The 22,737-nt window shown below is 65.2% G+C and carries 23 protein-coding genes and 1 pseudogene; 8 read left to right on the forward strand and 16 right to left on the reverse strand.

Features of this window, described 5'->3' with window-relative positions:
* The first annotated feature begins 22 nt into the window (after positions 1-22).
* Together NED97_RS03860 and NED97_RS03865 are read left to right on the forward strand one after the other, a co-directional pair.
* Positions 23-592: a SprT family zinc-dependent metalloprotease gene (locus NED97_RS03860; protein WP_252489410.1), complete on the forward strand. Its 570-nt coding sequence runs from the start codon at positions 23-25 to the stop codon at positions 590-592.
* Between the two features lie 196 nt (positions 593-788).
* Positions 789-1,331, forward strand: a complete 543-nt coding sequence (locus NED97_RS03865) for a hypothetical protein (protein ID WP_252489411.1) — start codon at positions 789-791, stop codon at positions 1,329-1,331.
* Between the two features lie 21 nt (positions 1,332-1,352).
* On the opposite strand, the gene NED97_RS03870 is transcribed toward NED97_RS03865, so the two are convergent.
* Positions 1,353-2,030 carry an HAD family hydrolase gene (locus NED97_RS03870; protein WP_252489412.1) on the reverse strand — a complete coding sequence of 226 codons (678 nt, stop codon included), beginning with the start codon at positions 2,028-2,030 and terminating at the stop codon, positions 1,353-1,355.
* Positions 2,031-2,193: 163 nt separating this feature from the next.
* Here NED97_RS03870 and NED97_RS03875 point away from each other — a divergent pair, with 163 nt between their 5' ends.
* The gene (locus NED97_RS03875) at positions 2,194-3,375 is read left to right on the forward strand and encodes a 3-dehydroquinate synthase II (protein ID WP_252489413.1); all 1,182 of its coding nucleotides are present in this window, start codon (positions 2,194-2,196) and stop codon (positions 3,373-3,375) included.
* A 49-nt stretch (positions 3,376-3,424) separates the two neighbouring features.
* Here the strand turns inward: NED97_RS03875 and NED97_RS03880 are convergent, their stop codons facing one another.
* Positions 3,425-4,657, reverse strand: coding sequence for an RNA-guided endonuclease InsQ/TnpB family protein (locus NED97_RS03880; RefSeq protein ID WP_252489414.1), 1,233 nt, complete (start codon positions 4,655-4,657; stop codon positions 3,425-3,427).
* Between the two features lie 16 nt (positions 4,658-4,673).
* On the opposite strand from NED97_RS03880, the gene NED97_RS03885 reads away from it, so the two are divergent.
* Positions 4,674-5,903 (forward strand): NADH dehydrogenase subunit, encoded by a 1,230-nt coding sequence (locus NED97_RS03885; RefSeq protein ID WP_252489415.1) that lies wholly within the window; start codon positions 4,674-4,676, stop codon positions 5,901-5,903.
* Between the two features lie 54 nt (positions 5,904-5,957).
* Here NED97_RS03885 and NED97_RS03890 read toward each other — a convergent pair whose 3' ends face one another.
* The 4 genes from NED97_RS03890 to NED97_RS03905 form a co-directional block, all read right to left on the reverse strand.
* On the reverse strand, positions 5,958-6,119 hold the full coding sequence (locus NED97_RS03890; protein ID WP_252489416.1) for a DUF7331 family protein: 162 nt from the start codon (positions 6,117-6,119) through the stop codon (positions 5,958-5,960).
* A gap of 135 nt (positions 6,120-6,254) precedes the next feature.
* Positions 6,255-6,680: a zinc ribbon domain-containing protein gene (locus tag NED97_RS03895; RefSeq protein ID WP_252489417.1), complete on the reverse strand. Its 426-nt coding sequence runs from the start codon at positions 6,678-6,680 to the stop codon at positions 6,255-6,257.
* 111 nt (positions 6,681-6,791) lie between these two features.
* Positions 6,792-7,523 (reverse strand): type I 3-dehydroquinate dehydratase, encoded by a 732-nt coding sequence (locus NED97_RS03900; protein WP_252489418.1) that lies wholly within the window; start codon positions 7,521-7,523, stop codon positions 6,792-6,794.
* Positions 7,524-7,609: 86 nt separating this feature from the next.
* A complete protein-coding gene (locus NED97_RS03905; protein ID WP_252489419.1) occupies positions 7,610-8,590 on the reverse strand; it encodes a transcription initiation factor IIB in 981 nt (326 codons plus the stop codon).
* Between the two features lie 218 nt (positions 8,591-8,808).
* Here NED97_RS03905 and NED97_RS03910 point away from each other — a divergent pair.
* Together NED97_RS03910 and NED97_RS03915 are read left to right on the forward strand one after the other, a co-directional pair.
* Positions 8,809-9,331, forward strand: a pseudogene (locus NED97_RS03910) (DUF84 family protein).
* Positions 9,332-9,513: 182 nt separating this feature from the next.
* A complete protein-coding gene (locus NED97_RS03915; protein WP_252489420.1) occupies positions 9,514-9,747 on the forward strand; it encodes a DUF7123 family protein in 234 nt (77 codons plus the stop codon).
* A 97-nt stretch (positions 9,748-9,844) separates the two neighbouring features.
* Here NED97_RS03915 and NED97_RS03920 read toward each other — a convergent pair whose 3' ends face one another.
* The 5 genes from NED97_RS03920 to pyk form a co-directional block, all read right to left on the reverse strand.
* Positions 9,845-10,462: a winged helix-turn-helix transcriptional regulator gene (locus NED97_RS03920; protein WP_252489421.1), complete on the reverse strand. Its 618-nt coding sequence runs from the start codon at positions 10,460-10,462 to the stop codon at positions 9,845-9,847.
* Positions 10,463-10,705: 243 nt separating this feature from the next.
* Positions 10,706-11,884 (reverse strand): SPFH domain-containing protein, encoded by a 1,179-nt coding sequence (locus NED97_RS03925; RefSeq protein ID WP_252489422.1) that lies wholly within the window; start codon positions 11,882-11,884, stop codon positions 10,706-10,708.
* A 64-nt stretch (positions 11,885-11,948) separates the two neighbouring features.
* Entirely contained in the window at positions 11,949-12,539 is a 591-nt protein-coding gene (locus NED97_RS03930) for an NfeD family protein (protein WP_252489423.1), read from the reverse strand.
* A 74-nt stretch (positions 12,540-12,613) separates the two neighbouring features.
* Positions 12,614-12,961, reverse strand: a complete 348-nt coding sequence (locus NED97_RS03935; protein WP_252489424.1) for a DUF7312 domain-containing protein — start codon at positions 12,959-12,961, stop codon at positions 12,614-12,616.
* 51 nt (positions 12,962-13,012) lie between these two features.
* The gene (gene pyk / locus NED97_RS03940) at positions 13,013-14,770 is read right to left on the reverse strand and encodes a pyruvate kinase (RefSeq protein ID WP_252489425.1); all 1,758 of its coding nucleotides are present in this window, start codon (positions 14,768-14,770) and stop codon (positions 13,013-13,015) included.
* 120 nt (positions 14,771-14,890) lie between these two features.
* On the opposite strand from pyk, the gene NED97_RS03945 reads away from it, so the two are divergent.
* The gene (locus NED97_RS03945) at positions 14,891-15,178 is read left to right on the forward strand and encodes a GYD domain-containing protein (RefSeq protein ID WP_252489426.1); all 288 of its coding nucleotides are present in this window, start codon (positions 14,891-14,893) and stop codon (positions 15,176-15,178) included.
* 94 nt (positions 15,179-15,272) lie between these two features.
* Here NED97_RS03945 and NED97_RS03950 read toward each other — a convergent pair whose 3' ends face one another.
* The 5 genes from NED97_RS03950 to mfnA all read right to left on the reverse strand — a co-directional run bounded on the left by NED97_RS03950 (position 15,273) and on the right by mfnA (position 21,295).
* Positions 15,273-16,109, reverse strand: coding sequence for a hypothetical protein (locus tag NED97_RS03950; protein ID WP_252489427.1), 837 nt, complete (start codon positions 16,107-16,109; stop codon positions 15,273-15,275).
* A 208-nt stretch (positions 16,110-16,317) separates the two neighbouring features.
* Positions 16,318-17,010 carry a helix-turn-helix domain-containing protein gene (locus NED97_RS03955; protein ID WP_252489428.1) on the reverse strand — a complete coding sequence of 231 codons (693 nt, stop codon included), beginning with the start codon at positions 17,008-17,010 and terminating at the stop codon, positions 16,318-16,320.
* Positions 17,011-17,451: 441 nt separating this feature from the next.
* Positions 17,452-19,602 carry a methionine--tRNA ligase gene (metG, locus tag NED97_RS03960; RefSeq protein WP_252489429.1) on the reverse strand — a complete coding sequence of 717 codons (2,151 nt, stop codon included), beginning with the start codon at positions 19,600-19,602 and terminating at the stop codon, positions 17,452-17,454.
* Positions 19,603-19,871: 269 nt separating this feature from the next.
* Positions 19,872-20,198, reverse strand: a complete 327-nt coding sequence (locus tag NED97_RS03965; protein ID WP_252489430.1) for a hypothetical protein — start codon at positions 20,196-20,198, stop codon at positions 19,872-19,874.
* Between the two features lie 11 nt (positions 20,199-20,209).
* On the reverse strand, positions 20,210-21,295 hold the full coding sequence (gene mfnA / locus NED97_RS03970; protein WP_252489431.1) for a tyrosine decarboxylase MfnA: 1,086 nt from the start codon (positions 21,293-21,295) through the stop codon (positions 20,210-20,212).
* 139 nt (positions 21,296-21,434) lie between these two features.
* On the opposite strand from mfnA, the gene NED97_RS03975 reads away from it, so the two are divergent.
* Positions 21,435-22,727: a glycosyltransferase gene (locus tag NED97_RS03975; RefSeq protein WP_252489432.1), complete on the forward strand. Its 1,293-nt coding sequence runs from the start codon at positions 21,435-21,437 to the stop codon at positions 22,725-22,727.
* The last annotated feature ends 10 nt before the right edge of the window (positions 22,728-22,737 follow it).

A 22,737-nucleotide genomic window follows, 5' to 3' on the forward strand; every position in this document is an offset into this window, starting at 1 on the left:
GTCCGATTTCGTTCGTCGATCCGTGACCGAGGAGGAGCTCACGATCGACGACGAGATCGTCGCTCGCGCTCGCATTCACGCCCGCGAGGTCATCGGGGAACACGATCTCGGACTCGAGTTCGACGCGCTCGAGTGGCGAGTGTCCGCGAGGGCGCGCCGCCGAGCGGGACTGTGCCGGTGGCACGCCGACCGCGAGGTGGCGACGATCGTGCTCGCCCGCCGGGCCTACGAGCGCTACGAGTGGTCCGAGTTCGCCGCCGTCGTCCGACACGAACTCGTCCACGCCTGGGAGTTCCAGCGCTTCGGCGAGTCGGGTCACGGATCGCGATTCCGGGAACTGGCTGCGACGCTCGACGCACCCCGTCACTGTCGGTCGTTCGCCGAGCCGCGGTACGTGCTTCGCTGTCGCGAGCGTAACTGCGATTGGCGGGCGACCCGTCACCGGGCGTCGAAGCCGGTTCGAGCGCCCGACGGGTACCGGTGTGGAAACTGCGGCAGTGGTATCGAGGTCGAACACGCCGACAGCGGACGCACCTGGCGGAGCGCGAGCGGCTTCGGCGGGACGAAGGCGGCGCTCGGCGACGAGTGGTGAGCGGTTCGGAGTGAACGCAGTGAACGAGAACCGCGACACGCGAGCGGCAACGTCGCGAGCAAACGAGGATATCCGCCCGAGCGGCCGCGAACGCCCAGGGCTTTCGGACCAGTTGCGGATCCAGCGACCGCGTATCTGAACGCTACCGGCAGTCGGCCACGGAACACTTATTCGGTGACCGCGTGCAGGTTCATCTATGGGAATACTCGATTTGATGCTGGGAAAGTCGGGTGAAGGCCAACAGGGGGTCGAGGGTCGTTCGTACAGGCTTCCGGAGGAGACGCACGAGTTCGTCTATCCGACCGCAGTTCGGCGCGAGGAACTCGAGGCCGTCGACGACCTGCTCGCGGCCGACGAGGAGGCGCCCTCGCTGAAGGAGAACGCCGCGGAGATCCAGGACGCCTTCGACGACCTCTTCGACGGCGACGGACCCGATGCGGCCGATTTCGTCGAACGGGAGCAAGAAGCCCGACGGCGCGTCGAGACGCTGCTCGAGACCTGGCGCGAACGGGTCGACGAGGGAACCGACGCGATGGGCGTCGTCTACGTTCGGCCGGACGACTACTCGGCGCTGGCCGCGTTCGTCAAACGCTGCAAGGAGCGCGGCGATCGCGACGACGATCCGTTCGAACTCCCCGACTCGTTCCCGGCCGTCGCACCGCTGCTCAAACGGTTGGACGAGGCGACCGAGAGCAGATACCGCGCCGTCATCCACACCGACCTTCTTCCCTCGCAGTAGCCGTTCGCCGCTGTCGCGGCCTTAGAGGATCGACTCGAGTCGCTCGAGCGACGAGAGTTCGTACGTCGGCTCGTGTTCGTCCTCCGCCGCGCGGTCGCCGCCGACGTCGATCCACGCGGAGTCGATCCCCATCGCGTTAGCGCCGGCGATGTCGGCACGTAACGAGTCTCCGACGTGGATCGCGGCGTCGGGCGTGGCCTCGAGTTCGGCGAGCGCGCGCTCGAACGGCGCCGCGTCGGGCTTCGGATAGATGCCGGCGCCCGGATCCGTGTAGACGCGAACGTCGAACGCGTCCTCGATGCCGAGCGCGCGAAGCTTCTGGATCTGGGTCGGCCGTCCCCCGTTCGTGATGAGGGCGACCTGGCCGCGTTCGCGGGCGTACTCGAGGGCGGCCGCCGCGCCGGGACGGAACCGGACGGCGCTCGGATCCTGTCGCTCGAGGTAGCGCTCCGCGAGCGAGGGGGCGAGGGTCGGGTCGGCGTCCGCTCGGCCGGCGACCTCGCCGAAGAGGTGTTCGTAGAACCCGCGGGCCGTCTCGGCCGTCGGCAGCGACGGGATGGCGGCGCGGAGATCGGCGTGCGTACAGAACGGATCGCAGTCGACGTCCTCGAAGGTCCGCTCGAGCAGCGTCTCGGGATCCTGCGTGGGCTCGCAGATCGTCCTGTCGAGATCGAAACAGATCGCATCGTAGACAGCCATCTTGGCAACGGTACGGTATCGAGCGTTCTCAACGTTTCGTAGCGCGGCCTACGGTACCGTGTGACAGATCGAACGAGCGGCTGTCACGGGACCCGACCTTTCGATTGCCCCGACTGCTGCCAGATCCGCCACGTTCAAGCCACTCCCCTTCGAGGATCGAGGTATGACGAGAGCTGTCTGGGTCAAGGCCGACGATGCCGTCGGCGACTGGGACGATCGCCGAGGGCGGATCACGGCCGCGCTCGAGGCGGGCGCCGACTGGGTACTGGTCGACGAGGAGGACGTCGAACGCGTCCGCGAACTCGGCGAGATCGGCGTCGCCGCGTTTCGAACCGACGGTGACGTAACGCTGGTCGACAACATCGAGAGCGACGACGGAACGGACGCGGAGCCCGACGCGATCGTCGTCGGCAAGGACGGCGAGGGCGACGGCACGATCGATCTCCCGGAGGATCTCTCCGGCTCCGCCGATCTCTCGACGCTGCGCCGCAACGGCGAACTCGACCGAGGAGCCTACGTGCACATCCTCGGGAAGGAGTACGAGTCGTTCGCCGAGAGCGCCGCCGAGGAGGCCGACCACACGATCGTCGTCGGCGAGGACTGGACGATCATTCCCCTCGAGAACCTGATCGCGCGCATCGGCGAGGAGACCGAACTCGTCGCGGGCGTCACCTCCGCCGAGGAGGCGAAGACGGCGTTCGAGACCCTCGAGATCGGCGCCGACGCCGTGTTGCTCGACTCGGACGACCCCGACGAGATCCGCCGGACGGTCGAGGTTCGCGACCGGGCCGAGCGGGAGTCGCTGGACCTCGAGTACGCCGAGGTACTCGACGTCGAACAGGTCGGCAGCGCGGATCGGGTCTGCGTCGACACCGGCTCGCTGCTCGAGCACGACGAGGGGATGCTCGTCGGCTCGATGGCCCGCGGACTCGTCTTCGTCCACGCGGAGACGGCCGAGTCGCCGTACGTCGCATCGCGGCCGTTCCGGGTCAACGCCGGCGCGGTCCACGCCTACGTCCGAACGCCCGACGGCGGCACGAAGTACCTCTCGGAGCTTCAGAGCGGCGACGAGGTCCAGGTCGTCGACACCGACGGCAACACCCGCGAGGCGATCGTCGGCCGCGTCAAGATCGAGAAACGGCCCATGTTCCGGATCGCCCTCGAGACGAGCGACGGCGACCGCATCGAGACGCTGCTCCAGAACGCCGAGACCATCAAGGTCCCGACGAGCGAGGGCCGAACGGCCGTCACGGATCTCGAGGCGGGCGACGAACTGTTGCTCTACTACGAGGACACCGCGCGACACTTCGGCGAGGCGGTCGAGGAGAGTATTATCGAGAAGTGACATCCTCCCCGCCGTAAACAGCGGGGCTTCCCGTTCCGCGTTGGGATATTTACGGTTTGCAGATGCTCGTTTGTTCGACGAACGTCCCCTGTCCACTACTCGGACCGTGTTCTCCACGGCGGAACAGGTTGACTACTGGACGTGCCACACGCCCGCTACTCCTATCCCCTAAAGGATTCAGAGTTACCTTCTCTGCTTGGTCTAACCGACAACGGATGTTCTCTGCGCCATTCGAGTCGGCATTCATCACGGCGTCACACCCACGACAGACGTACAGGCCACGCTCAACACGATTAGTGTCTTGCTTCTGTCCACAACACGAACATGTCTTCGAGGTGTCTCGCTCATTCACGACGACAACAGCGATGCCTTCGGCGTTTGCCTTGTATGTGTGTAGGTTCGTGAAGCGGTCGAACGCCCATCCGTGCAAGCCTTCGTTTCCCCGGTCGCCCCAGTTTCGAGCCTCGCCAGTTTCGTCGTCTTCACGGATGCCTTCCAGGTTGCCGACAGCAACCGTTCCAACACCGCGTTCGGCACATTCTGAGACGATGTGTCGGGTAACGGCGTGCAAGTAATGCGACCGGCGCTCAGAACGCTTCCGGCGGAGTCTGAGTGCCTTGTTCGACCGAGAGGAGTTGCACTTCGCTATCTCCTTAGCGAAGTATCGCTCGTCAGTCTTCAAGCAGTTCCCTGGATACAACTCGTGGTCGCCCGTCGAGTACGAGACAGCGGCGAAGTTCGAGATACCGAGGTCGATACCAGCAGTTTCGTCGCCGGGAGACTCGGCCTCGATCTCGCATTTGCACACAATGTGGAGTTCCCATTCGTCTTTTGAACCGTTCCAGACGGCTCGCACTTGACGGACGTTCTCGACGGTCACGCCGGGTCGAATTTCGATTTCGCAGAGGATGAAGTCTGACCAGTGTTCTTTCAGGTTTCGTCCTTTCGAGAGGCGAATCCTGTTGTTGTGACTGTCGTGTTTGAAGCCATCTTCTTTGAACGTGACCGTACTGCGTGGGTGTTGGTCGCCGTGTTTTCTGTACTTTGGTGGGTTTGCTCGGTCGTCCTGCAGGAAGATAGTCAATTTCCGGAACGTCTTCGCCTCCTGAACCAGGGTATTGCTATCATACCACACGCTCTTCGAGGGATCGGTCGAGACTATGCCATTCGTCTTCCAAATGCGGGAAAATTCGGTTGATCGAACACTAAATCCCGAATAAACGTAGAGATATTCCAGTAATTTAGTCTCATTGTTGGCAAAACCTATGCCAATTGGTAACATACTCTCTCCCGGGGCCATGAGCGTAACCCGAGAACAACTCCGAGGGGTCGAACTGCCGGAGTTCGCGGTCACACTCCGAAACGCGGGAGTCGCAGGTGCGGGCGGTGCCGGGTTCCCGTCCTACGCCAAGTGGGAGCACCTCGAGTCGGTCGATTCGTTGCTGGTGAACCACCAGGAGAGCGAACCGAACTACTACATGGACAAGTGGCTCGGCCGGGAGCGAGCCGACGAACTGGCCGCGCTGTTCGACGGATTGCTCGATCACGCCTTCGATCGGATCGTGATCGGCGCCAAGTGGACCGACCGCCAGGAGTGGGTCCGCGACCTCGAACGAGCGATCGACGCGACGGTCTACGAGCCGGACGAGCTTCCGATCGACGAGAGCGAGCGCGGTGTTATCGTCGCCTACACCGAGGACAGGTACGAGTACGGGATGGAGAGTGTGCTCCTGCGGCTTATCGCGAACGTCGTCATGCAGGGTAAGGAGTTACCCATGGACCACGGCTGGCTCGTCCAGAACACCGAAACCCTCTGGAACGTCCGCGCGGCGCTCGTCGACGGCGAACCGACGATCCGAAAGTTCGTCCACGTCGACGGGCGGGTGCCCCGCCACCGCTTCCTCGAGGTGCCGATCGGGACGCCCGCGACCGATCTGCTCGAGGCGGCGGGACGGACCGACGCGCTCGACGAGAACGAGGTGATCCTCGACGGCGGGCCGGGGTGGTGTTTCGAGATCGACGGTTCGCCCGACGAGTTCGGCGTCCGCAAGCGAACGAACTGCCTCCTGGTGATGGACGAGTCGGTCGTCGAGGAGAACCGTCTCGGCGGCGGGCGCGTCAACGTCCTCGCGCCGGCAGCCTGGAAGCACTCGGTCCACGAGATCGAGCCAACTGAAACGATCGTCCCCAGCCGCGTCGAGGTTCCGTTGATCACGAACCCGGATTTCGAGGGCGTCGTCACGCCGAGCGAGCCGATCGTTCGGCCGGGCGACGAACTCGAGGAAGGGGAGATGATCGCGCGGCCGGGTGAGGGAATCAGCATCGCCCAGCACGCGCCGATCGACGGAACGGTGACTGCAGTCGACGACCGATCGATATCGATCGACGCGCGCAGCGAGTCGGCGAACGAATCGGTCACGAGCCACCGCGTGTACTGGACCTGGTGTGCTGACTGTGGCCGGTACGTGCCGGGGGCGAAGCTTCGGACCGCGGATCCGACGACGTACGTCTGCGATCGCTGTCGCTGACGGCGTCGCTCACCTCGACGATTCGTCGATCGAGCGGAGAACGAGTTCGTGGGTCTACCGGCAGCACGGCCATACGGCCGTCGATCGGATCCACGCCGCGGCGTTTCGTCGGTCACAGATGACCGTGGTACCGTCGTCTTCGTAGCTCACGCACTCGTCGAATTCGAGGGCGATCGGCTCGTCCTGGACCGTCTCCTGTTGACTGTTGGGATTCATCTCGAATCGGTCCCGCTGGCCACCGGTCGTGGCCGACGTGGGTGCCTCTCGTATCCGAGTGGCGGTAAAAAGGATTCCGTCAAAGTACTACTAGTGTGGTTATATCCCGCGGATCACGGCTCGCCGGAGGGGATCTCAGGGAGTCGGCTCTTCTTCGTCCTCGATCGGCTCGAGCCGCGTGGTACACCAGTGACAGAAGGTGAGATCCTCGTCGAGCGGCTTCCCGCACTGGGGACAACTCGGCCCGTCGCCGTCCTCTCCCGCGTTCGAGTTCGGCGGGAATCCCATCGCGCGGAACGTCGCGTCGATCGCGGCGAACAACACGATAAACGAGAGGACGAACTGGCTGATCGTGTCCGTCTCCTCGGTGACGAGCGTCATTCCGTCGCTCACCGAGCCGATGGCCGCGATCTGCTCGGTCGGGGGGAGAAAGATCGCAAGCGCCGCCACGAATACGCCACCGAACGCCAGCGCGCGTATCCAGTCGCGGATGAGCACGTGGCCTGCGCCGGGGAGGAGCACTGAGAGACCGGCGGCCGCGAGCGCACGGAGCCATGTCATTGTACGTGAAAGTGATAGGGGACTGGCGCCCTTAACATTCCGATTTCGATCCACGTTCCGTCGACGCACGTTCGACCGGCCGGAGCGTGGGATGACGGCGTTTCCGGGGCGTCACTGTAACTGCGAGACGAGTTCCGAGAGCGTCTCGAGATCGTACTGGCCCGGGGCCGTCGCCGCCTCGGGATCGACGGGCGCGTATCCGATCCTCGAGCCGTAGACCGGTGCGACCGCGCGCGTGTGGCTGCCGACCTCGCCCATCGCCATCGTCGCGACGGCGTCGCCGTGTGCGGTTAGCTGTTCCGTCGCGGACAGCAGCGCCAGGGCGTCCGCCTTCGACTCCGCGGTGACGGCCAGCTTCGCGACGTCGGCGTACTTGCCGGCCTCGGTCAGCGTCCGGACCATCTCCACGCGAGGTGGCGTCCCCTCGAAGTCGTGGGCCGAGGCGACGACCGCGACGTCGCGCTCGCGCGCGGTCTCGAGCAGGTCGTCCGCCTCGTCCTCGAGAATCGACTCGAGTTCGACGTCGACCGCGCCGACCGCGTCGAACCGGGTCGCCTCGGCGAGCGTCTCGAGCCGGCCGTCGTCCGCGGCTTCGCCGTCTCGCGGCCGCCGGCCGCTCGAACCTTCCGCGGAACTCCGTTTCGCGCCCCCCTCCCACTCCGCTCGGTTCGTCGCGAGAATCGGGAGGTCCGAATCGTAGTTCTCGAGCGCCTCGAGCGGGTCGTCGGCCAGGTCCATCCGGAACTCGACGGCGTCGGCGTGGTCGCGAGCGATCGGATCGTCGGCGTTCGAGAGGTCCGCGGTCGCGGCCGCGAGAACGAACGAGTCGAAGTCGATACGCATTGGTGTTCGTCACTGGGAACGGGGCGGCAAAAAGCGGTGTCGTTCCGGCGAGTCCCGCGAGTCACAGCGCCGGACGTCCGTCACTATCAGGCCATGCCGAGGGTTTCCTCGGCCTCGAGCAGCTCGTGGTACCGGTTGCGAATCGTGACTTCCGAGATGTCGGCGACGTCGCTGACGGCGGCCTGGGTCGTCTTCTCGTTGGTCAACAGCGCGGCGGCGTAGACGGCCGCGGCGGCGAGACCGACCGGCGACTTGCCCGAGTGGACGCCCTTCTCCTTCGCGTTCTGGAGCAGCGCGCGGGCGCGGTGCTCTGCTTCGTCGGAGAGTTCGAGTCCCGACGCGAACCGGGGAACGTAGCTCTCGGGGTCGGCCGGCTGGACCTCGAGGCCGAGTTCGCGGACCACGTAGCGGTAGGTGCGGGCGATCTCGTTCTTCTCGACGCGGGAGACGTCGGCGATCTCGTCGAGGCTCCGGGGGACACCGGCCTGGCGGGCGGCGGCGTAGACGCAGGCCGTCGAGACGCCCTCGATGGAACGGCCGGGAAGCAGGTCCTCGTCGAGCGCGCGGCGGTAGATGACCGACGCGGTCTCGCGGACGTTCGTCGGAAGGCCGACCGCACTGGCCATTCGGTCGATCTCGCCGAGCGCCTGCTTCAGGTTGCGCTCCTTGGAGTCGCGGGTGCGGAAGCGTTCGTTCCACTTGCGGAGGCGCTGCATCTTCTCGCGCTGGCGGGAGCCCAGCGAGTTGCCGTAGGCGTCCTTGTTCCGCCAGTCGATGTTCGTCGAGAGCCCCTTGTCGTGCATCGTGTTCGTCGTCGGCGCACCGACGCGGGACTTCTCGTTCTTCTCCGAGGCGTCGAAGGCGCGCCACTCGGGACCGCGGTCGACCGAATCCTCCTCGACGACGAGGCCGCAGTCTTCACAGACCGTTTCGCCGTGTTCGTCGTCGACGACGAGGTTGCCGGTACACTCGGGACAGGCGACGTCGTTCTGCTCGCTCTCGTTCGTTTCCGCTTCCGTCTCTCGTTCGTTACGCCGTACTCTGGTGTTCGATGTTGCGTTAGTCATTGGATGACGAGCACTGTCCGGCTGAGTCACGGACAGAAGCCGGACGTGGTTGTTACCTACGTGGTTCCGAGACACCGGATTTAAGAATTTCGGAATCTCCATCCGTCACGGGCCGAGAAGCTTTCCTTCGTCAAAATTGGTGCAGAACGGCGAAACATTGAAGCTACCGATTACGGCCGAATCGAGCTACCCAAACCGATCGCCTGCGAGGGTCGAGTATGGACGTCGCAGTCGGGAGCACCAACCCGGTCAAGGTCGAAGCTGTCGAACGAACGCTCGAGCGGTACGAACCGACGGTGACCGCCGTCGCGGTCGACTCCGGCGTCTCCGAACAGCCGTGGTCGATCGCCGAAACCGTTACGGGCGCCGAAACTCGCGCTCGTCGCGCGCTCGAGGCGACCGACGCCGGCTACGGCGTCGGCCTCGAGGGCGGCGTCGCCCGACTCGAGGCCGACGCCGGGGCTCTCGTTGATCATGTGGGGCGCAGCGACGGACGGCGAGCGGACGGAACGAGGAGGCGGACCGACGCTTCGACTCCCCGACCGGATCGCGAGTCGACTCGAGGAGGGCGAGGAACTCGGCCCGGTAATGGACGACGTCCTCGGACGGGAGGGGATCGCCGAGAGCGACGGGGCTGCCGGCGTACTCACGGACGGGCTGACCGATCGAGCGCGGGCGCTCGGGGAGGCGGTTGCCGGTAGCGTCGGCCCGCTTCTGGTCGAGCAGTACGACGCCGACTAACAGGACCCACCTAACGGGTTCACACTTCCGACTGTCCGCGACCCGAACGGATTAGCCGGACGTACCAACACGTCCTTTCCGACCGATTATTCCGTCCTTACTCCCCCGGGAAATCGCAAGACTGCGGCGAGTTAACCGGACGTACCAAACCCCATAAGAGCGTTCCTGGCGTTCCTCTCTGTATGAGTACTGCAACGGCCACCGACTTCACGAGCAAACAGCACCGGATTCTCCAGTACTTCCGGGAGAACGCGGCGACGAAGACGTACTTCAAGTCGCGGCTCGTCGGAAAGGAACTAGGGATGACGGCCAAGGAGGTCGGCTCGAACATCTCCGCGCTCCAGGAGGGAGGCTGCGACATCGATATCGAGAAGTGGGGCTACTCCTCGAGCACCACCTGGAAAGTAAGCCTGTAACGGTCCGTTACGGCGCTGCTCGCCGATTTAACCGGGTGGAAAACGAGCGATTCTGATTCGAATCACGACACGCGAGCCGAGCGTGCGCCTCGTCGCGTCAGGCGTCGTACGCGAGGAATTCGTCGGCGTTTCGCGCGAGCCGTCGCGCTCGCTCGCCGAAGGAATCCGCGTGCCGGACGGCCAACACCAGCACGGTCTCGGGTCGCTCGACCGCGTAGCCATCGTCGCGTGAGAGCAACCCGACCTCCTCGAGTTCTCCGGCGTACTTGCTCACCGTTGGTGGTGAGACACCGAGAGAGTCCGCGATGTCGCCGGCCGTCGAGTCGGGACTGAGAAGCAATTCGATCAGCATTCCGCGCGGCGTATCCCGTCGGAGGTAGCCGAGGGCGAGTTTCTCGAACTCGTCGAACCGGCCAGCCGGGACGAACCGCTTGTAGTCGCCGTCCCGGTAGCGCTCGACGACGCCCTGATCCTCGAGTTGGCGCAGATGGTGCTGGGTCTCACCGGTCCCCAGCTGGAGGTCGTCGCGAATCTTCGAGAAGTGTGCGCCCGGGGTCGTCGAGAGATACCCCCCGATCGCGTCGCGAGCGTCGCTCTCACCGGTCTCGGCCGCCGCCGACTCCGCGAAACCGGTGACCGGTGTGGCGGCACCGAGAGCGGCGAATCGACGGAGGGTCGCGCGTTTGTCGTCGTCGACCCCATCGGACGATCCCATTGTTACTCTACAGCCAAGAAAGGGATGCCCCGTAAAACCCGTTTCGCTCCGAATCGTTGTGTGAAGCGTGACTGTTTCGGTGCGATGAACTCGCCCGTTACCCCGGCGATTCGCTCGCGGTCGCGATGAACGAGTACGCGGCCGACCGGGCAGCTGCGGTCGTCCAGATGGCAACGGTCGCTCGAGCGAATCCGGAAGGCGAAAAACGGCGAGAAAGAATCGTCGGCGCGTGCCGGCGGGCTCTCAGTCGTCCGTGTTCGACTCGCCGGCGTCGGTCGAAGCGTCGGCGGTGCCGCCGTCGGTCTGGCCCTGAAAGTCCTGGTCCATCTCTTCGATGACCTCGTCGGGATCCGTGATCTTCGCCGGATCCTTTCCTTCCTTGATCGCCTGCGCTTCCTGCTCCATCGCTTCGACGTCCATGTCGGCCTCCTGGTCGATCTCGCCGATGATCTCGCTGATGTCGTCGAGGCCGATCAGTTCGCGAGTCTCGTCGTCGAACTCGAGGCTCTCGAGTTCCGCGCCGTCTTCGGCGACGTCGCTGCCGGAGAGGTGTTTGCCGTAGCGGCCGACCATCGAGGTGAGTTCCTGGGGCATGACGAACGTCGTCGACTCGCTCTGGCCGATCTCGGCCAGGGCATCCATCCCCTTGTCGATGACGGCGCGCTCGCCCATCGATTCGGCCGAGCGTGCGCGCAGGACGGTCGAGATCGAGTCGCCCTGGGCCTCGAGGATCTGGCTCTGCTTTTCACCCTGGGCGCGGATGATCTGGCTCTGCTTGTCACCCTCCGCCTTCTCGACGGCGCTGCGGCGTTCACCCTGGGCCTCGAGGATCATGGCACGCCGTTTGCGCTCCGCGGAGGTCTGTTGCTCCATCGCGCGCTGGACGTCCTTCGAGGGGTTCACTTCTCGAACTTCGACGCTCTCGACGCGGATCCCCCACTCGTCGGTGGGTTCGTCGAGTTCGTGGCGGATCTTGGCGTTGATCTCCTGGCGCTTGTTGAGCGTGTCGTCGAGTTCCATGTCACCCAGCACGGCACGCAGCGTCGTCTGGGCGAGGTTCGACGTCGCCTTCTTGTAGTCGTCGACCTCGAGGAAGGCCTTCTTCGCGTCCATAACCTTGATGTAGACGACGGCGTCGGCCGTCACTGGCGAGTTGTCCCGCGTGATCGCTTCCTGACGCGGGACGTCTAACGTCTGGGTCCGCATGTCGAACCGATAGGTGTTCGAGACGAACGGCGGGACCCAGTTGATCCCGGGCTCGAGGAGCTTGCGGTACTCACCGAAGACGGTCAGCGCACGCTTCTCGTAGGCGTCGACGATTTCGATCGCGCTGAGGAGCGCGGCGACGACGACGACGAGAACGAGCGCACCGAGAAACAGTAGTGCGCCACCGGTTTGCAGGGGGAGTAGTTCGATCGCCATACGTCGATCTTACGTCGGTGACGGGAAAAATGTTCCCCTATCTAACATTTGGGACGGCGTTCGGTCAGCCCGACTTATCCGTCTCCGGCTCGGTCACCGAATCGTCTCCGGACTCCGTCGTCCCACCCGTCCTGTCGGCGTCCGCATTGGAGTCTCTCGCGAGCGCGCGGTCGATCTCGTCTTCGCCGATCGAGCCGAGCGATTCGACTGTAAGGACGTTCCCGCCGCCGGGGTCGAGGACGATGATCTCCTCGCCCTCTTCGATCGTGCCGCTCGTCGTTCGCGCGCTGTAGTACGGGGCGAAGCCACCCTTCTCGAGTTTGACCTCGCCGTTGCGGTTAGTGACGGTTTCGGTCACGTACCCCGTGGTTCCGGCGAGCGAGCCCGAATCGGACGTCTGTGGCGTCCCCTTTCCGCCGTAGAAGTCGAACTCCCGGTAGATGTACGTCGCGACGATCCCGATAAGCAGCGTCAGCCCTGCCAGTACGAGCACGTTTGCCGCCGGCGGGAAGAGCATCCCGACGAGTCCCGCGCCGACCAGGGCGATGCCGATCACGATGAGGTGCGCCCCGGGCGAGAGCGCCTCGAGCCCCATCAGCACGAGCCCCACCGTCAACAGCAGCAAGGGCATGTTCTCGAAGAGGACTTCGACCATGGTCGATGCTAAGGTCTCGTCGTGATTAAATGTTTAGTGGCAATTCGGGCGGAAATCGTCCTTACGGGAGCGGATCACATCGGAAGTGAAACCACGCGAACGATGACGAGGATCATCGCGAGCGCGCCCAGAACGACGAACGCCGCGTTCTCGAGGGACGGATCCCCGCGCTCGATCGGCGTCGAACTCGGTTCGGGCGCGTAGGGATCGTCCGCGTCGTCCTCGGGGTCCTCCTCGTTCCCGTCCGCGCCGCTCGAGAGGTCGATCGGAATTCGGTCGCTGTTGGCCGGCCGGCCGTCCGCGTCCGAGTCGGTTACGTTCCACCCTTCCTCGGTCGTATTGGACGCGTCCCGATCGGTCGCCAGTGGCTCCTGGGAGCCGTCGGTCTCGTCACGTCGGCCACCGGAGGCGTCGCCTGCCATGCGTGACGGTAGTGGATCCGTCGACAAAAACCCGCGGTCCGAACGGGCCGATCAGTCGCGCCGGGTGTGGTCGTCGATGTTGCCGCCGTAGACGACGCCGCGTTCCGCATCTAGCGTTACGGTCCTCCCGTCCTCGAGCTCCTCGACATCTGCGCCGCTGATCATCGGCACGTCGATCTCCCTGGCGACCAGCGACGGATAGCCGGTCATCCCGCGCTGGGCGTTGACGATCCCGCCGAGTTTCGTCAGGTCGCCCTCGAACTCGTCGTCGAACTCCGTCTCGAGTGCGATGATCGCTCCCTCCGGAATCGACGAGAGGTCGCCGTCCTCGAGTCGGGCGATCGGACCGGTCACGCGTCCCTCGACGACGACGCGGCCGGTCGTCAGCGCGTCGGCGGCGACGTGAACCTTCATCATGTTCGTCGTGTTCGCTCCCTCGAGTTCGGTCATCATTCCACAGAGAACGACGACGGTGTCGCCGCTTTCGGCGACCCCGGCATCCAGCGCCGCCTGGACGGCCTTCTCGACGACGGCGTCGGCACCCTGGTCGGAAACTCGAGCGTACAGCGGCGTTACACCCCACGACAGCGCGAGTCGGCGACGAACCTCGTGGCTCGGCGTCGAGGCGACGACCGGCACACCGGGGCGGTACTTCGCCGTCTTCAGCGCCGTGTAGCCGGATTCGGTCGCAGCGACGACCGCGTCCGCGCCGATATCGCGTGCAAGATAGCGCGCCGACCGAGCCAGTGCGTCCGTCCGCGCCTCGCCCGAGGCGGGGACGCGCTGCTCTAAGATTTCGGCGTACTCCTCGGACTCCTCGACCTCGTGGATGATGCTGTCCATCGCGTCGACGACAGCGACCGGGTGGTCGCCGATCGCGGTCTCGGCCGAGAGCATGACCCCGTCGGTACCGTCGAGGACGGCGTTCGCGACGTCCGAGGCCTCCGCGCGCGTCGGACGGCGGGCGTGGACCATCGAGTCGAGCATCTCGGTCGCCGTGATGACCGGCGACCCCGTGTTCCGACACTTGCGGATGATCCGCTTCTGGATCATCGGAACGTCCTCCATCGGACACTCGACGCCGAGGTCACCGCGAGCGACCATGATCCCGTACGAGGCTTCGATAATCTCGTCGAGATTCTCGACCGCGCCGGCGCGTTCGATCTTCGAGATGATCGGAATCTCGGCGCCCAGTTCCTCGAGCACCTCGCTGACCTCGTAGACGTCCTCGGCGTCCCGGACGAAACTCGCCGCGACGAAGTCGACCTCCTTCTCGGCGGCGAGTTCGAGGTCCATCCGATCCGATTCGGTCACGATGTCGAGGTCGAGATCGACGCCGGGAACGTTGACGCCCTTGCGGCCGCCGAGTTCGCCGCCGGTGTCGACCCGCGCCCGAACCGTTCCGCCGTTGCGCTCGAGGACGGTCGTCTCGATCAGGCCGTCGTCGAGCAGGATGCGATCGCCCGCTTCGACGGCTTCGATCGGCAGGGAGAGCCCGACCCGTTCCGGAGCGGCCTCCTCGCCCTCGACGAACTCGATCTCGGAGCCGGTCTCGAGTTCGACCGTCTCGGCCTCCGGAAGCGGCGCGGTCCGGATCTCCGGCCCCTTCATGTCGAGCATGACAGCGACGGGTTCCTCTGTCTGTTCGTCGACGGTCCGCACGCGGTCGATCAGCGTCGCTCGGTCCTCGAGGCTGCCGTGGCTCGCGTTCAGCCGGGCGACGGCCATCCCGGCTTCTGCGAGTTCCGTGATCGTTCCCCGGTCGTCGGATGCGGGCCCCAGGGTGCAGACGATCTTCGCGTTTCTCATACCGAGCGATAGCGCGAGCACGGCAAAAAAGGTGGCTGGTTTACTCGCTCTCGAGTTCGATTTCGAAACCCATCATGTGCCACGTGAACCGTTTTGCGCTGCTCCGCCCTTCGAGCGAACATGCCGACCTACGTCTCCATCGTTCAGCTCGCCGGCCGTGACGTCCAGAACATGCAAGAACTCGCGTCGATCTGGGGCGAGATCAGGACGGAGTTCGAGGAACACGACGCCGAACTCCACGATTCGTACGCCATCCTCGGAGAGCACGACTTCCTCGTGATCTTCGATGCACCAGATCATAAAGGGGCGTTCAAGTCGGCGCTGACGCTCCACCGGCACGGTTTGGACGCACAGACGATGGAGATCATGGACACCGACGACTTCGCGAGTCTCGTCGACGAAATCTAATCGCTGCATCGAGAGAAACCGATCGGCGCATCCGCCTTTAGCTACGGTCGGCTGCCCGTACTGATCGGTTTTCGCGTTCGATCGAAACTGCTCATCAGAGTCCCGGAGCGAGTGCGTGGATGAACGTCGCTGTCAGTACCAGTGCGTATCCTCCTCCAACGAGAAGGACGGCTCGAGTCGGTCGTTCGAGGATACCGCGCTCGGCTGCGACTGCAGCCAGGTATCCGACGAGCGGGAGTATCTGCAGCGCGTGGAGACCCGCGAAGTGTGCGACGCGGAAGTCACCGCTCGTCGACCACCCGACGACGGGGACGGTCTGACTGGACCCGACGGCGCTGGTTTCGAGCGCCACCATCGCGCCGCCCTCGAAGGCACCGACGACGAACAGTGCGATCCCGACTCGAATACCCCAGGCGAACGCGGGAGCGACGCTGAATTCTCGTCGCCACGATCGAACGAGTAGCCACGCAACGAGTGCGGTCATGGCGGTTATCGTCACACCCATTACGACGTAGATCGACTGATCGAGGACCGTCGAGTCGTTGAAGTGTGACTCGACGCCTCGGCCCGCTTGTCCGCCGATCAGCGCGATCTCGACGAACGCTGCGACGGCGACGCCGATCGATACCCGTCGGAGAAGCCGCTCGGAGACCGGGAGGTGATACCCGATCCAGCCCAACGTTGCGGTAAACAGGGCGATCGAGGCCGCGAACTTCGCGGGTTTGAGCCACGCCGGTTCGCCGCCGATCGTTCGCGGATCGAGCACGATACCGGAGAGAAACGCGACGAGCAACACCGTTTGCACGACGGCAACTCCGTAGAGGATCGCGTTCCGGCGTTTCAGTTCTGCGACGACGCGTCGCGGGCCGTTCCACCGAACGAATCGGGCCGCCGGTCGCGTCTCGGTGGCTTTCTCTCTGAATTCGCTCATTACACGATAATCGGGCGAGGATCACCTGTGGGTTAGCCCAACGTGTTGGCTTCGCGCCGGATCGGAACTGGTCTGGTACGAAGGTGATCGGTCCACAGTTTCGGATCCCGTCTCGACGGTCCGACTCCGTTCTCGAATAGACCGCGCGTACTCCGCACTCGAGGGTCGTTCTGGTCTGCCTCTGAAAAGAGCCGTCGCGGTCACGAGGTCAGTACGGATCGTCCCCGACGAGGAACCACTCGAGAACGCGGGCAGAACCGCGGCGAATCGTCTCGCTGGCAGTCGACTTGTCGACCCCGATCGTCTCGGCGACGTCCTCGAGCGTGCACGCACGCGGGACCTGAAAATAGCCCGCTCCGAGTGCGACGGTCAGGCACTCGCGCTGGCGGTCGGTCAGAAGCGTTTCCGGATCTCGGTCCTCGACTACGGAGAGGAGTTCGTACTCGTAACCGCTCGCATCCAGTTCAGCCCCGATTCCCTCGAACTGTTCGCGGGTCGCGGTCACGTCGAACTCCATGGCGCCGTTTTCGATCCGTACGGGGAACTCCGGTGGAAGCGACGAGTCACCGAGGAACTCGTAGAGTTGCTGTTCGACTGCCTCGTACCGTGCGATCGTCCGTCGCTCGTCGGTGTACAGACGCTCGTACTCGACGACGTCCGGGTGAGCTTCGACGGCGTCGCCGGCTTCGTCGGGATCCGCGGCCGTGATCTCGCCCAATTCCAGCGCCCTATCCCCCATCGGGACGCCGGTAAGCAATCTGAACGTCGCCGCCGGAAACGACGTCGACACGTCGGTGATCCAGATGTCCGCCGGCAGCTGCATGCGGAACCGTGCCTTGATCATCGATCCGCCTCCCGGATCGGCTTCGGTATCGGTCCGGCCGACATGGTGGGCGAACATTCGCACCGTCGGCTCATAAATAGGGGACCGTAAGGAGAATTCCCCGCCTCTCGAGTCGGTCACTGTACGACGATCCCGACGACGGTCTTTCGCTCGCTCTCGAGCGGTGTTCTCCCGTAACCGGACGCTGTCGATGCCGGGGTGTCGGTCGCTCTACCGCTCGACCCGTCTGCCGTTTGCCATCCTCCCGGGGGCATTTCTCTACTCCCCACTATCGGGAGTGACCGCGCTCGGGTCTGCCCGTGTGGAAGGGAGCCGTCCTTCGACGGCGGCTCCGGTCTCGCCGAACGGAGCGCGAGTACTGATCCCCCTCACCGTTCCGCCGGACCCTGGCGACGACCGTCCGGTCGTACGCCCGGCCCATCGTCGCGAACCAGGTGAGTAGCTCGCTACTGCGCCACGACGAGAACTGACGCAACTACCAGGAAAAATCGATCGGCGTTATCGGATCTTCTCGCCGACCTCGGCGTCGCCGTGGGTCGTCAGCAGATCCGCCTGCTCGCCGGCGGCGAGGATCATCCCGTTCGACTCGACGCCGAACAGTTCCGCGGGCTCCATGTTCGCGAGCAGAACGCACTTCTCGCCGGGCAGTTCGTCGAGATCGTGCAGCTGCTTGATCCCCGCGACGACCTGTCGGGTCTCGAAGCCGATGTCGACCTCGAGTCGCGCGAGGTCGTCGGCGCCGTCGATCCCCTCCGCGGTCTCGATTCGCCCGACGCGGATGTCGACGTTCTGGAACTCCTCGAATCCGATCCGGTCCTCGAGCAGGGGCTCGATATCGTCTCTATCTGCCATATCCGCGGATTCGTCCGCGGCAGTGTCGTCGTTTTCGGTTTCCTCGAGGCCTCGCGGCTCGTCGCCGCTCGGCTCTTCCGAGGCGCCGGGCGCCTCGCTCTCCTCGTCCGACGCAGCCGCGACGCGCTCCTCGAGTTTCTCGTTGAGTTCCTCGACGCGGTCGTCCTCGATCTTCGCGAACAGTTCGCCGGGTTCGTCGAAGCTCCGCGGCGGGGCCTCGAGGGCGTCCTCGAGGTGGGCGTCGGCGATCTCGCCGTCTTCACCGATCTGTGCCCACAGCTGCTGGCTCTTCGCGGGCGTGATCGGCTCGAGCAGGACGGCGACGGCCTTGGCGATCTGGACGCAGTCGCGGATAACCTGTGCGGCCTTCTCGGGCTCCTCGTCCGTGAGTTTCCAGGGCTCGTTGCGCTGGATGTACTCGTTGCCGAACTGGGCGAGTCGCGTCGCGGCCTGGCCGATCCCGCGCAGCGAGTAGTCGTTGACGGCCTGGCGAGTCTCGCCGATGGCGCCCTCGATGCGCTCGCGGACCTCCTCGGAAACCTCGGTCTCCGGCGTCCCCTCGTAGTTTCGGTAGGCAAAGAGCAGCGAACGGTACCAGAAGTTCCCGACCGTGCCGACGAGTTCGCCGTTGACCTTCTCCTGGAAGGCGTCCCAGGAGAAGTCGACGTCCTGCTGTAGCCCGCCGGTGGTCGTCAGGTAGTACCGCAGCAGGTCCGGGTGGAACCCCTCGTCCAGGTACTCCTTCGCCCAGATGGCGCGGTTACGACTCGTCGAGAGCCCTTTGCCGTTGATCGTGATGAAGCCGGTCGCGGCGACGCCGCGGGGCGCGTTGTAGTCGGCGCCCTCGAGCATCGCGGGCCAGAAGACGGTGTGGTGCTGGATGATGTCTCGGCCGATGACGTGGACGATCTCGCCGTCCTCTTTCCAGACGCGCTCCCAATCGTACTCGTCGGTCCCGACGCGCTCGGAGTACTGCTTCGTCGACGCGATGTACTCGACGGGCGCGTCGACCCAGACGTAGAGGACGACGTCTTCGGTGCTCTCGTCGCCACCGTTGGGGTAGTCGATCCCCCACTCCATGTCCCGGGTGAGACACCAGTCCTGCAGCCCCTCGTCGATCCACTGGCGGGGCTGGTTGCGGGCGTTCGAGGTACCCTCGAGACCGTCCAGGAACTCGGTCAGGTAGTCGGAAAACTCCGAGACGCGGAAGAACTTGTGCGTCCGCTCGCGGTACTCGGCGGGGTTCCCCGTGATCGTGCTCGTCGGATCCTCGACCTCGCCGGGCTCCAAGTGGCGCTGACAGCCCTCGTCGCACTCGTCGCCGCGGGCCTTCTCGCCGCAGTACGGACAGGTTCCCTGCACGTACCGGTCGGGGAGGTACTGGTCGGCGTCCGGGTCGTAGGCGACCTGGATCTCCTTCTCGTAGACGTAGCCCTCCTCGTCCAGGGTCCGGACGATCTCCTGGGTCAGTTCGGTGTTGGTCTCGTCGTGGGTGTGACCGTAGTTGTCGAAGTCGACGTTGAACTTCGGGAACGTCTCTTCATACTGGCGGTGCCACTCGAGCGCGAAGTCTTCGGGGTCGACGCCCTCCTGCTCGGCGTTGACGGCGACCGGCGTGCCGTGCATGTCCGAACCGGAGACGTAGGCCGTCTCCTGGCCCAGCGTCTCGAGCGCGCGGCTGAAGGCGTCTGCGCCGATATACCCCCGCAGGTGACCGATGTGGAGGTCGCCGTTGGCGTACGGCAACCCGCAGGTCACGACCGCGGGACTGTCCGTCGGAAACTCGTCGTTGCTCATATTCGTGATCAGTCGGTGGCGGGCGTAAAACCCGCCGGTTTTCGGTCGATCGTTCGGACGGTGCGATACCTATCGACAGTAGCACGAACGTCCGGGTTTCGATCCCACGTATCGACCGTATGACCGGCGGTTCGCGGGTCTCCTCCCGGTGGCACTACCGCTGCATCTGCATAGAACGAGCCGCGCGACCCTCGAGGACGGCGAGTGCCGTCATGGATTCACTCGAGCGTACGAACGTGGTCGACAAAAGTGTACTGCGACCGTGTCACTCACTCGCGCGAGTCCCGGCCGACGACCCAGACGTCCGGCAGGAGGTCCAGCCGACTGCCGAAGAGGAGGCCGATACCGAGGAGCATGAAACCGAAGAAGGCGAGCGGAAAGACCACGCCGCCGGGATCGATCACCAGGACGACGGCGGTGCCGACCCACGCCAGCCAGGCCAACGCCTCCCAGGGGCGGCCGTCGTAGAGTCGCCACGTCGCGAGCGAGAGCAAGAACCCGGCGAGCGCCGCCGCGACGACGATCCCGTCGACGAGCGCCGATGCCGCCACGAGTCCCAGGAAGCCGACGAACGCGACGACGTCGAGTCGGTCCATTGCCAGTTCCCTCAGTCGTCGCTGGTGATCGGCACGCTGGCGCGCACCTCGAGTCGGTCCAGGTCGCCGATGAAGGAGGCGAGCATCTCGCGGGTCACGTGGGGCATGCAGACGATCCGCAGTTCGCCCGTCGCGGTCCGGGAGATGCGCCACCCTCGAGCGCGAAGCGCGTCGAACGTAGAGCGCGGGACGCTCGCGGCCACCAGCGGGAGCGTGGGGTCGACGACCTCGTAGCCGCGCTTCTCTAAGGCCTCGGCCAGCCACGCGGCGTTGTTCTGCGAGCGAACGTACTGCCGTCGGTACCCCTCGGGCCACAGCGCCTCCATCGCGGCGACCGCGCTCGCGACCCCCGCGCCCGATCGAGTGCCGGTCAGCGTCGCCTGCGAAGTCGACTCGAGGTACGGCGTGTCGACGGCGAGGTGGTCGAGGAGGTCGGCCGAGCGAACGAGCAATCCGCCGGCGGGGACGGCGGCCTGCCCCATCTTGTGCGGGTCGATCGTCATGGTGTCGACCGGCGCGTGGCCGAAGTGCCACTCGTGGTCGGTAAACGGAAGGACGAACCCGCCCCAGGCGGCGTCGACGTGGAGCATGGCGTCGGCCGAGCGCGCGATCTCACCGAGTTCCGGGATCGGATCGACCCGGCCGTACTCGGTCGTTCCCGCCACGCCGACGACCAGCGCGGTGTCGGCGTCGACGCTGACGCGGACGGCCTCGAGGTCCGTCCGGTGGTCGTCGTCGGTCGGCACGACGCGAAGTTCGACCTCGAGCAGGTCGGCAGCCTTCTGGAAACTGAAGTGGCCCGACTCGGGCATGACGACGTTCGGCGTCCGCGAGTCGGCCCGCTCCCGGGCGATGCGGACGGCCTGGATGTTCGCCTCCGTTCCGCCGCTGGCGACGTATCCTGACGGTTCCTCGAGGCCGGCTACCTCGCCGAGCAGCGAGATGGCCTCCTCCTCGAGTTCCGCGACCTGCGGGTAGGTGCCGGGGTCCCCGGGGTTCGTCGCGAGAAATCGTTCGGCCGCATCGCGGGCGACCGGGTGTGGCTCGGTACACATCGACGAGAGCACCCGGTCGAACGCCTGCGGCTCGGCTTGCATACCACGGACGTGTACGGTCATCGGTATATTCGTTGCGTTTGGCGGACGACTCCGTTACGTCCCGAAATCCGAGCGCCGGTCGTCCCGACCTTTTTTGTGGACAAAAAGACTGATAGTTCACTGGTCTTGACGTACACGCATGCCTTCGTCCCCGTTTCGAGTCCTCGAACACGGCGCCACCGCGTTCGGCGCGGCCGTCCTTCTGCTTTCCGGCCTCGTTCACGGGGTGCGAACGCAGACGCTGACGCTCGACCTGTTCGTCGTGACCGTCCGGTTCGTCTTCCTCGAGGCGCTCTCGGCGGTCGTCGTGTTCTCGCTGTTCGTCGCGCTGACCGGCGCGCTGCTGGTCCGCGAGGTGTGGTCGTCGCGCACCTCGTTCGACTCCCCTACGGACGGCCCACCGCTGACGGCGATCGTTCCGGTCTACCGTGACCACCGGGTGCTCGCCACGAGCGTCGAGAGCCTCCTCGAGAGCGAGTACGAGAACCTCGATATCGTCGTCGTCGCCGAACCGACCGACGACGCCACGATCGACCGGGCCCGGGAACTGGCTGCCGAGTACGATCGCGTCGAGCTGTCGATCAACGGCAACCCGGGATCGAAAGCCGGCGCGATCAATTACGCCGTCGCCGAAACCGACGCGGACCGCTTCGCGGTGTTCGACGCCGACGAGTGGATCGCACCGGAGTTTCCGTCGATCGCGATGGGCGAACTGACCGCCGGCGCGGACGTCTTCCAGGGACGGCGGATTCCCCGTCCGACCGGCGCCGTCGAGACGATCGCCTACTGCGAGCGAATCGTCTTCCACGCGAGCTACAAGCTAGTCGAACTGTTCGGCTTCACGAACTGCCGGAGTTCGTCGACGGCGTTCACCCGCGAGGCGTTCGAGCGCGTCGGCGGCTACGACGACAAACTGACCGAGGACCTCGACTTCGCCCACGCCTGCTACCGCCAGGGGCTGGACGTCAGGCAGGCGCGCCAGTGTACTAACACCATGGAGGCGCCCCACAGCCTGGCCGACCTCTGGGGCCAGCGCAAGCGCTGGCGCGTCGGCCAGATCGAGGTGTTGCACGCGACGTTCCGGGAGCTCCTGTGCGGCCGAATCGATCGCAGGGGGCTCGTTTCGATCGGCCGGATGTGCTCGAGTCTGTTCGGAAGCCTGATCACGCTCGCACTCGCCTCGAAACTGCTGTTATTGCTCTCCCTGGACGTCGAATCGGCGTTTCTGGTTCCGTTTACGCTCCTCGTCGCGACGATCGTTCTCGTCGCCTGGCGCGACGCCAGAGATGGCCGGATCGACGGGTTCGGCTGGGGCGTCCTGCTCGCACCGCTGCTGTATCCGGCATTCGGCGTGCTGACGCTGAAGTCGCTGCTCGAGTACGCGCTCAGCTGGGACGGGAGCTGGTACCGCGTCGAAAAAACGGGGAGTTGAGAGACCGGCG

The sequence above is a fragment of the Natronococcus sp. CG52 genome, assembly GCF_023913515.1.
GTDB lineage: Archaea > Halobacteriota > Halobacteria > Halobacteriales > Natrialbaceae > Natronococcus > Natronococcus zhouii.

Coding starts and splice junctions, on each gene's coding strand:
- NED97_RS03900 (WP_252489418.1), bottom strand. CDS start 7,523: ATGCGTATCGACTTCGACTCGTTCGTTCTCGCGGCCGCGACCGCGGAC.
- NED97_RS03890 (WP_252489416.1), bottom strand. CDS start 6,119: ATGAATCCCAACAGTCAACAGGAGACGGTCCAGGACGAGCCGATCGCC.
- NED97_RS03915 (WP_252489420.1), top strand. CDS start 9,514: ATGAGTACTGCAACGGCCACCGACTTCACGAGCAAACAGCACCGGATT.
- NED97_RS03935 (WP_252489424.1), bottom strand. CDS start 12,961: ATGGCAGGCGACGCCTCCGGTGGCCGACGTGACGAGACCGACGGCTCC.
- metG (WP_252489429.1), bottom strand. CDS start 19,602: ATGAGCAACGACGAGTTTCCGACGGACAGTCCCGCGGTCGTGACCTGC.
- NED97_RS03950 (WP_252489427.1), bottom strand. CDS start 16,109: ATGAGCGAATTCAGAGAGAAAGCCACCGAGACGCGACCGGCGGCCCGA.
- mfnA (WP_252489431.1), bottom strand. CDS start 21,295: ATGCAAGCCGAGCCGCAGGCGTTCGACCGGGTGCTCTCGTCGATGTGT.
- NED97_RS03905 (WP_252489419.1), bottom strand. CDS start 8,590: ATGACTAACGCAACATCGAACACCAGAGTACGGCGTAACGAACGAGAG.
- NED97_RS03930 (WP_252489423.1), bottom strand. CDS start 12,539: ATGGTCGAAGTCCTCTTCGAGAACATGCCCTTGCTGCTGTTGACGGTG.
- NED97_RS03880 (WP_252489414.1), bottom strand. CDS start 4,657: ATGTTACCAATTGGCATAGGTTTTGCCAACAATGAGACTAAATTACTG.
- NED97_RS03955 (WP_252489428.1), bottom strand. CDS start 17,010: ATGTTCGCCCACCATGTCGGCCGGACCGATACCGAAGCCGATCCGGGA.
- NED97_RS03925 (WP_252489422.1), bottom strand. CDS start 11,884: ATGGCGATCGAACTACTCCCCCTGCAAACCGGTGGCGCACTACTGTTT.
- NED97_RS03965 (WP_252489430.1), bottom strand. CDS start 20,198: ATGGACCGACTCGACGTCGTCGCGTTCGTCGGCTTCCTGGGACTCGTG.
- NED97_RS03920 (WP_252489421.1), bottom strand. CDS start 10,462: ATGGGATCGTCCGATGGGGTCGACGACGACAAACGCGCGACCCTCCGT.
- NED97_RS03875 (WP_252489413.1), top strand. CDS start 2,194: ATGACGAGAGCTGTCTGGGTCAAGGCCGACGATGCCGTCGGCGACTGG.
- pyk (WP_252489425.1), bottom strand. CDS start 14,770: ATGAGAAACGCGAAGATCGTCTGCACCCTGGGGCCCGCATCCGACGAC.
- NED97_RS03975 (WP_252489432.1), top strand. CDS start 21,435: ATGCCTTCGTCCCCGTTTCGAGTCCTCGAACACGGCGCCACCGCGTTC.
- NED97_RS03895 (WP_252489417.1), bottom strand. CDS start 6,680: ATGACATGGCTCCGTGCGCTCGCGGCCGCCGGTCTCTCAGTGCTCCTC.
- NED97_RS03870 (WP_252489412.1), bottom strand. CDS start 2,030: ATGGCTGTCTACGATGCGATCTGTTTCGATCTCGACAGGACGATCTGC.
- NED97_RS03945 (WP_252489426.1), top strand. CDS start 14,891: ATGCCGACCTACGTCTCCATCGTTCAGCTCGCCGGCCGTGACGTCCAG.
- NED97_RS03885 (WP_252489415.1), top strand. CDS start 4,674: ATGAGCGTAACCCGAGAACAACTCCGAGGGGTCGAACTGCCGGAGTTC.
- NED97_RS03865 (WP_252489411.1), top strand. CDS start 789: ATGGGAATACTCGATTTGATGCTGGGAAAGTCGGGTGAAGGCCAACAG.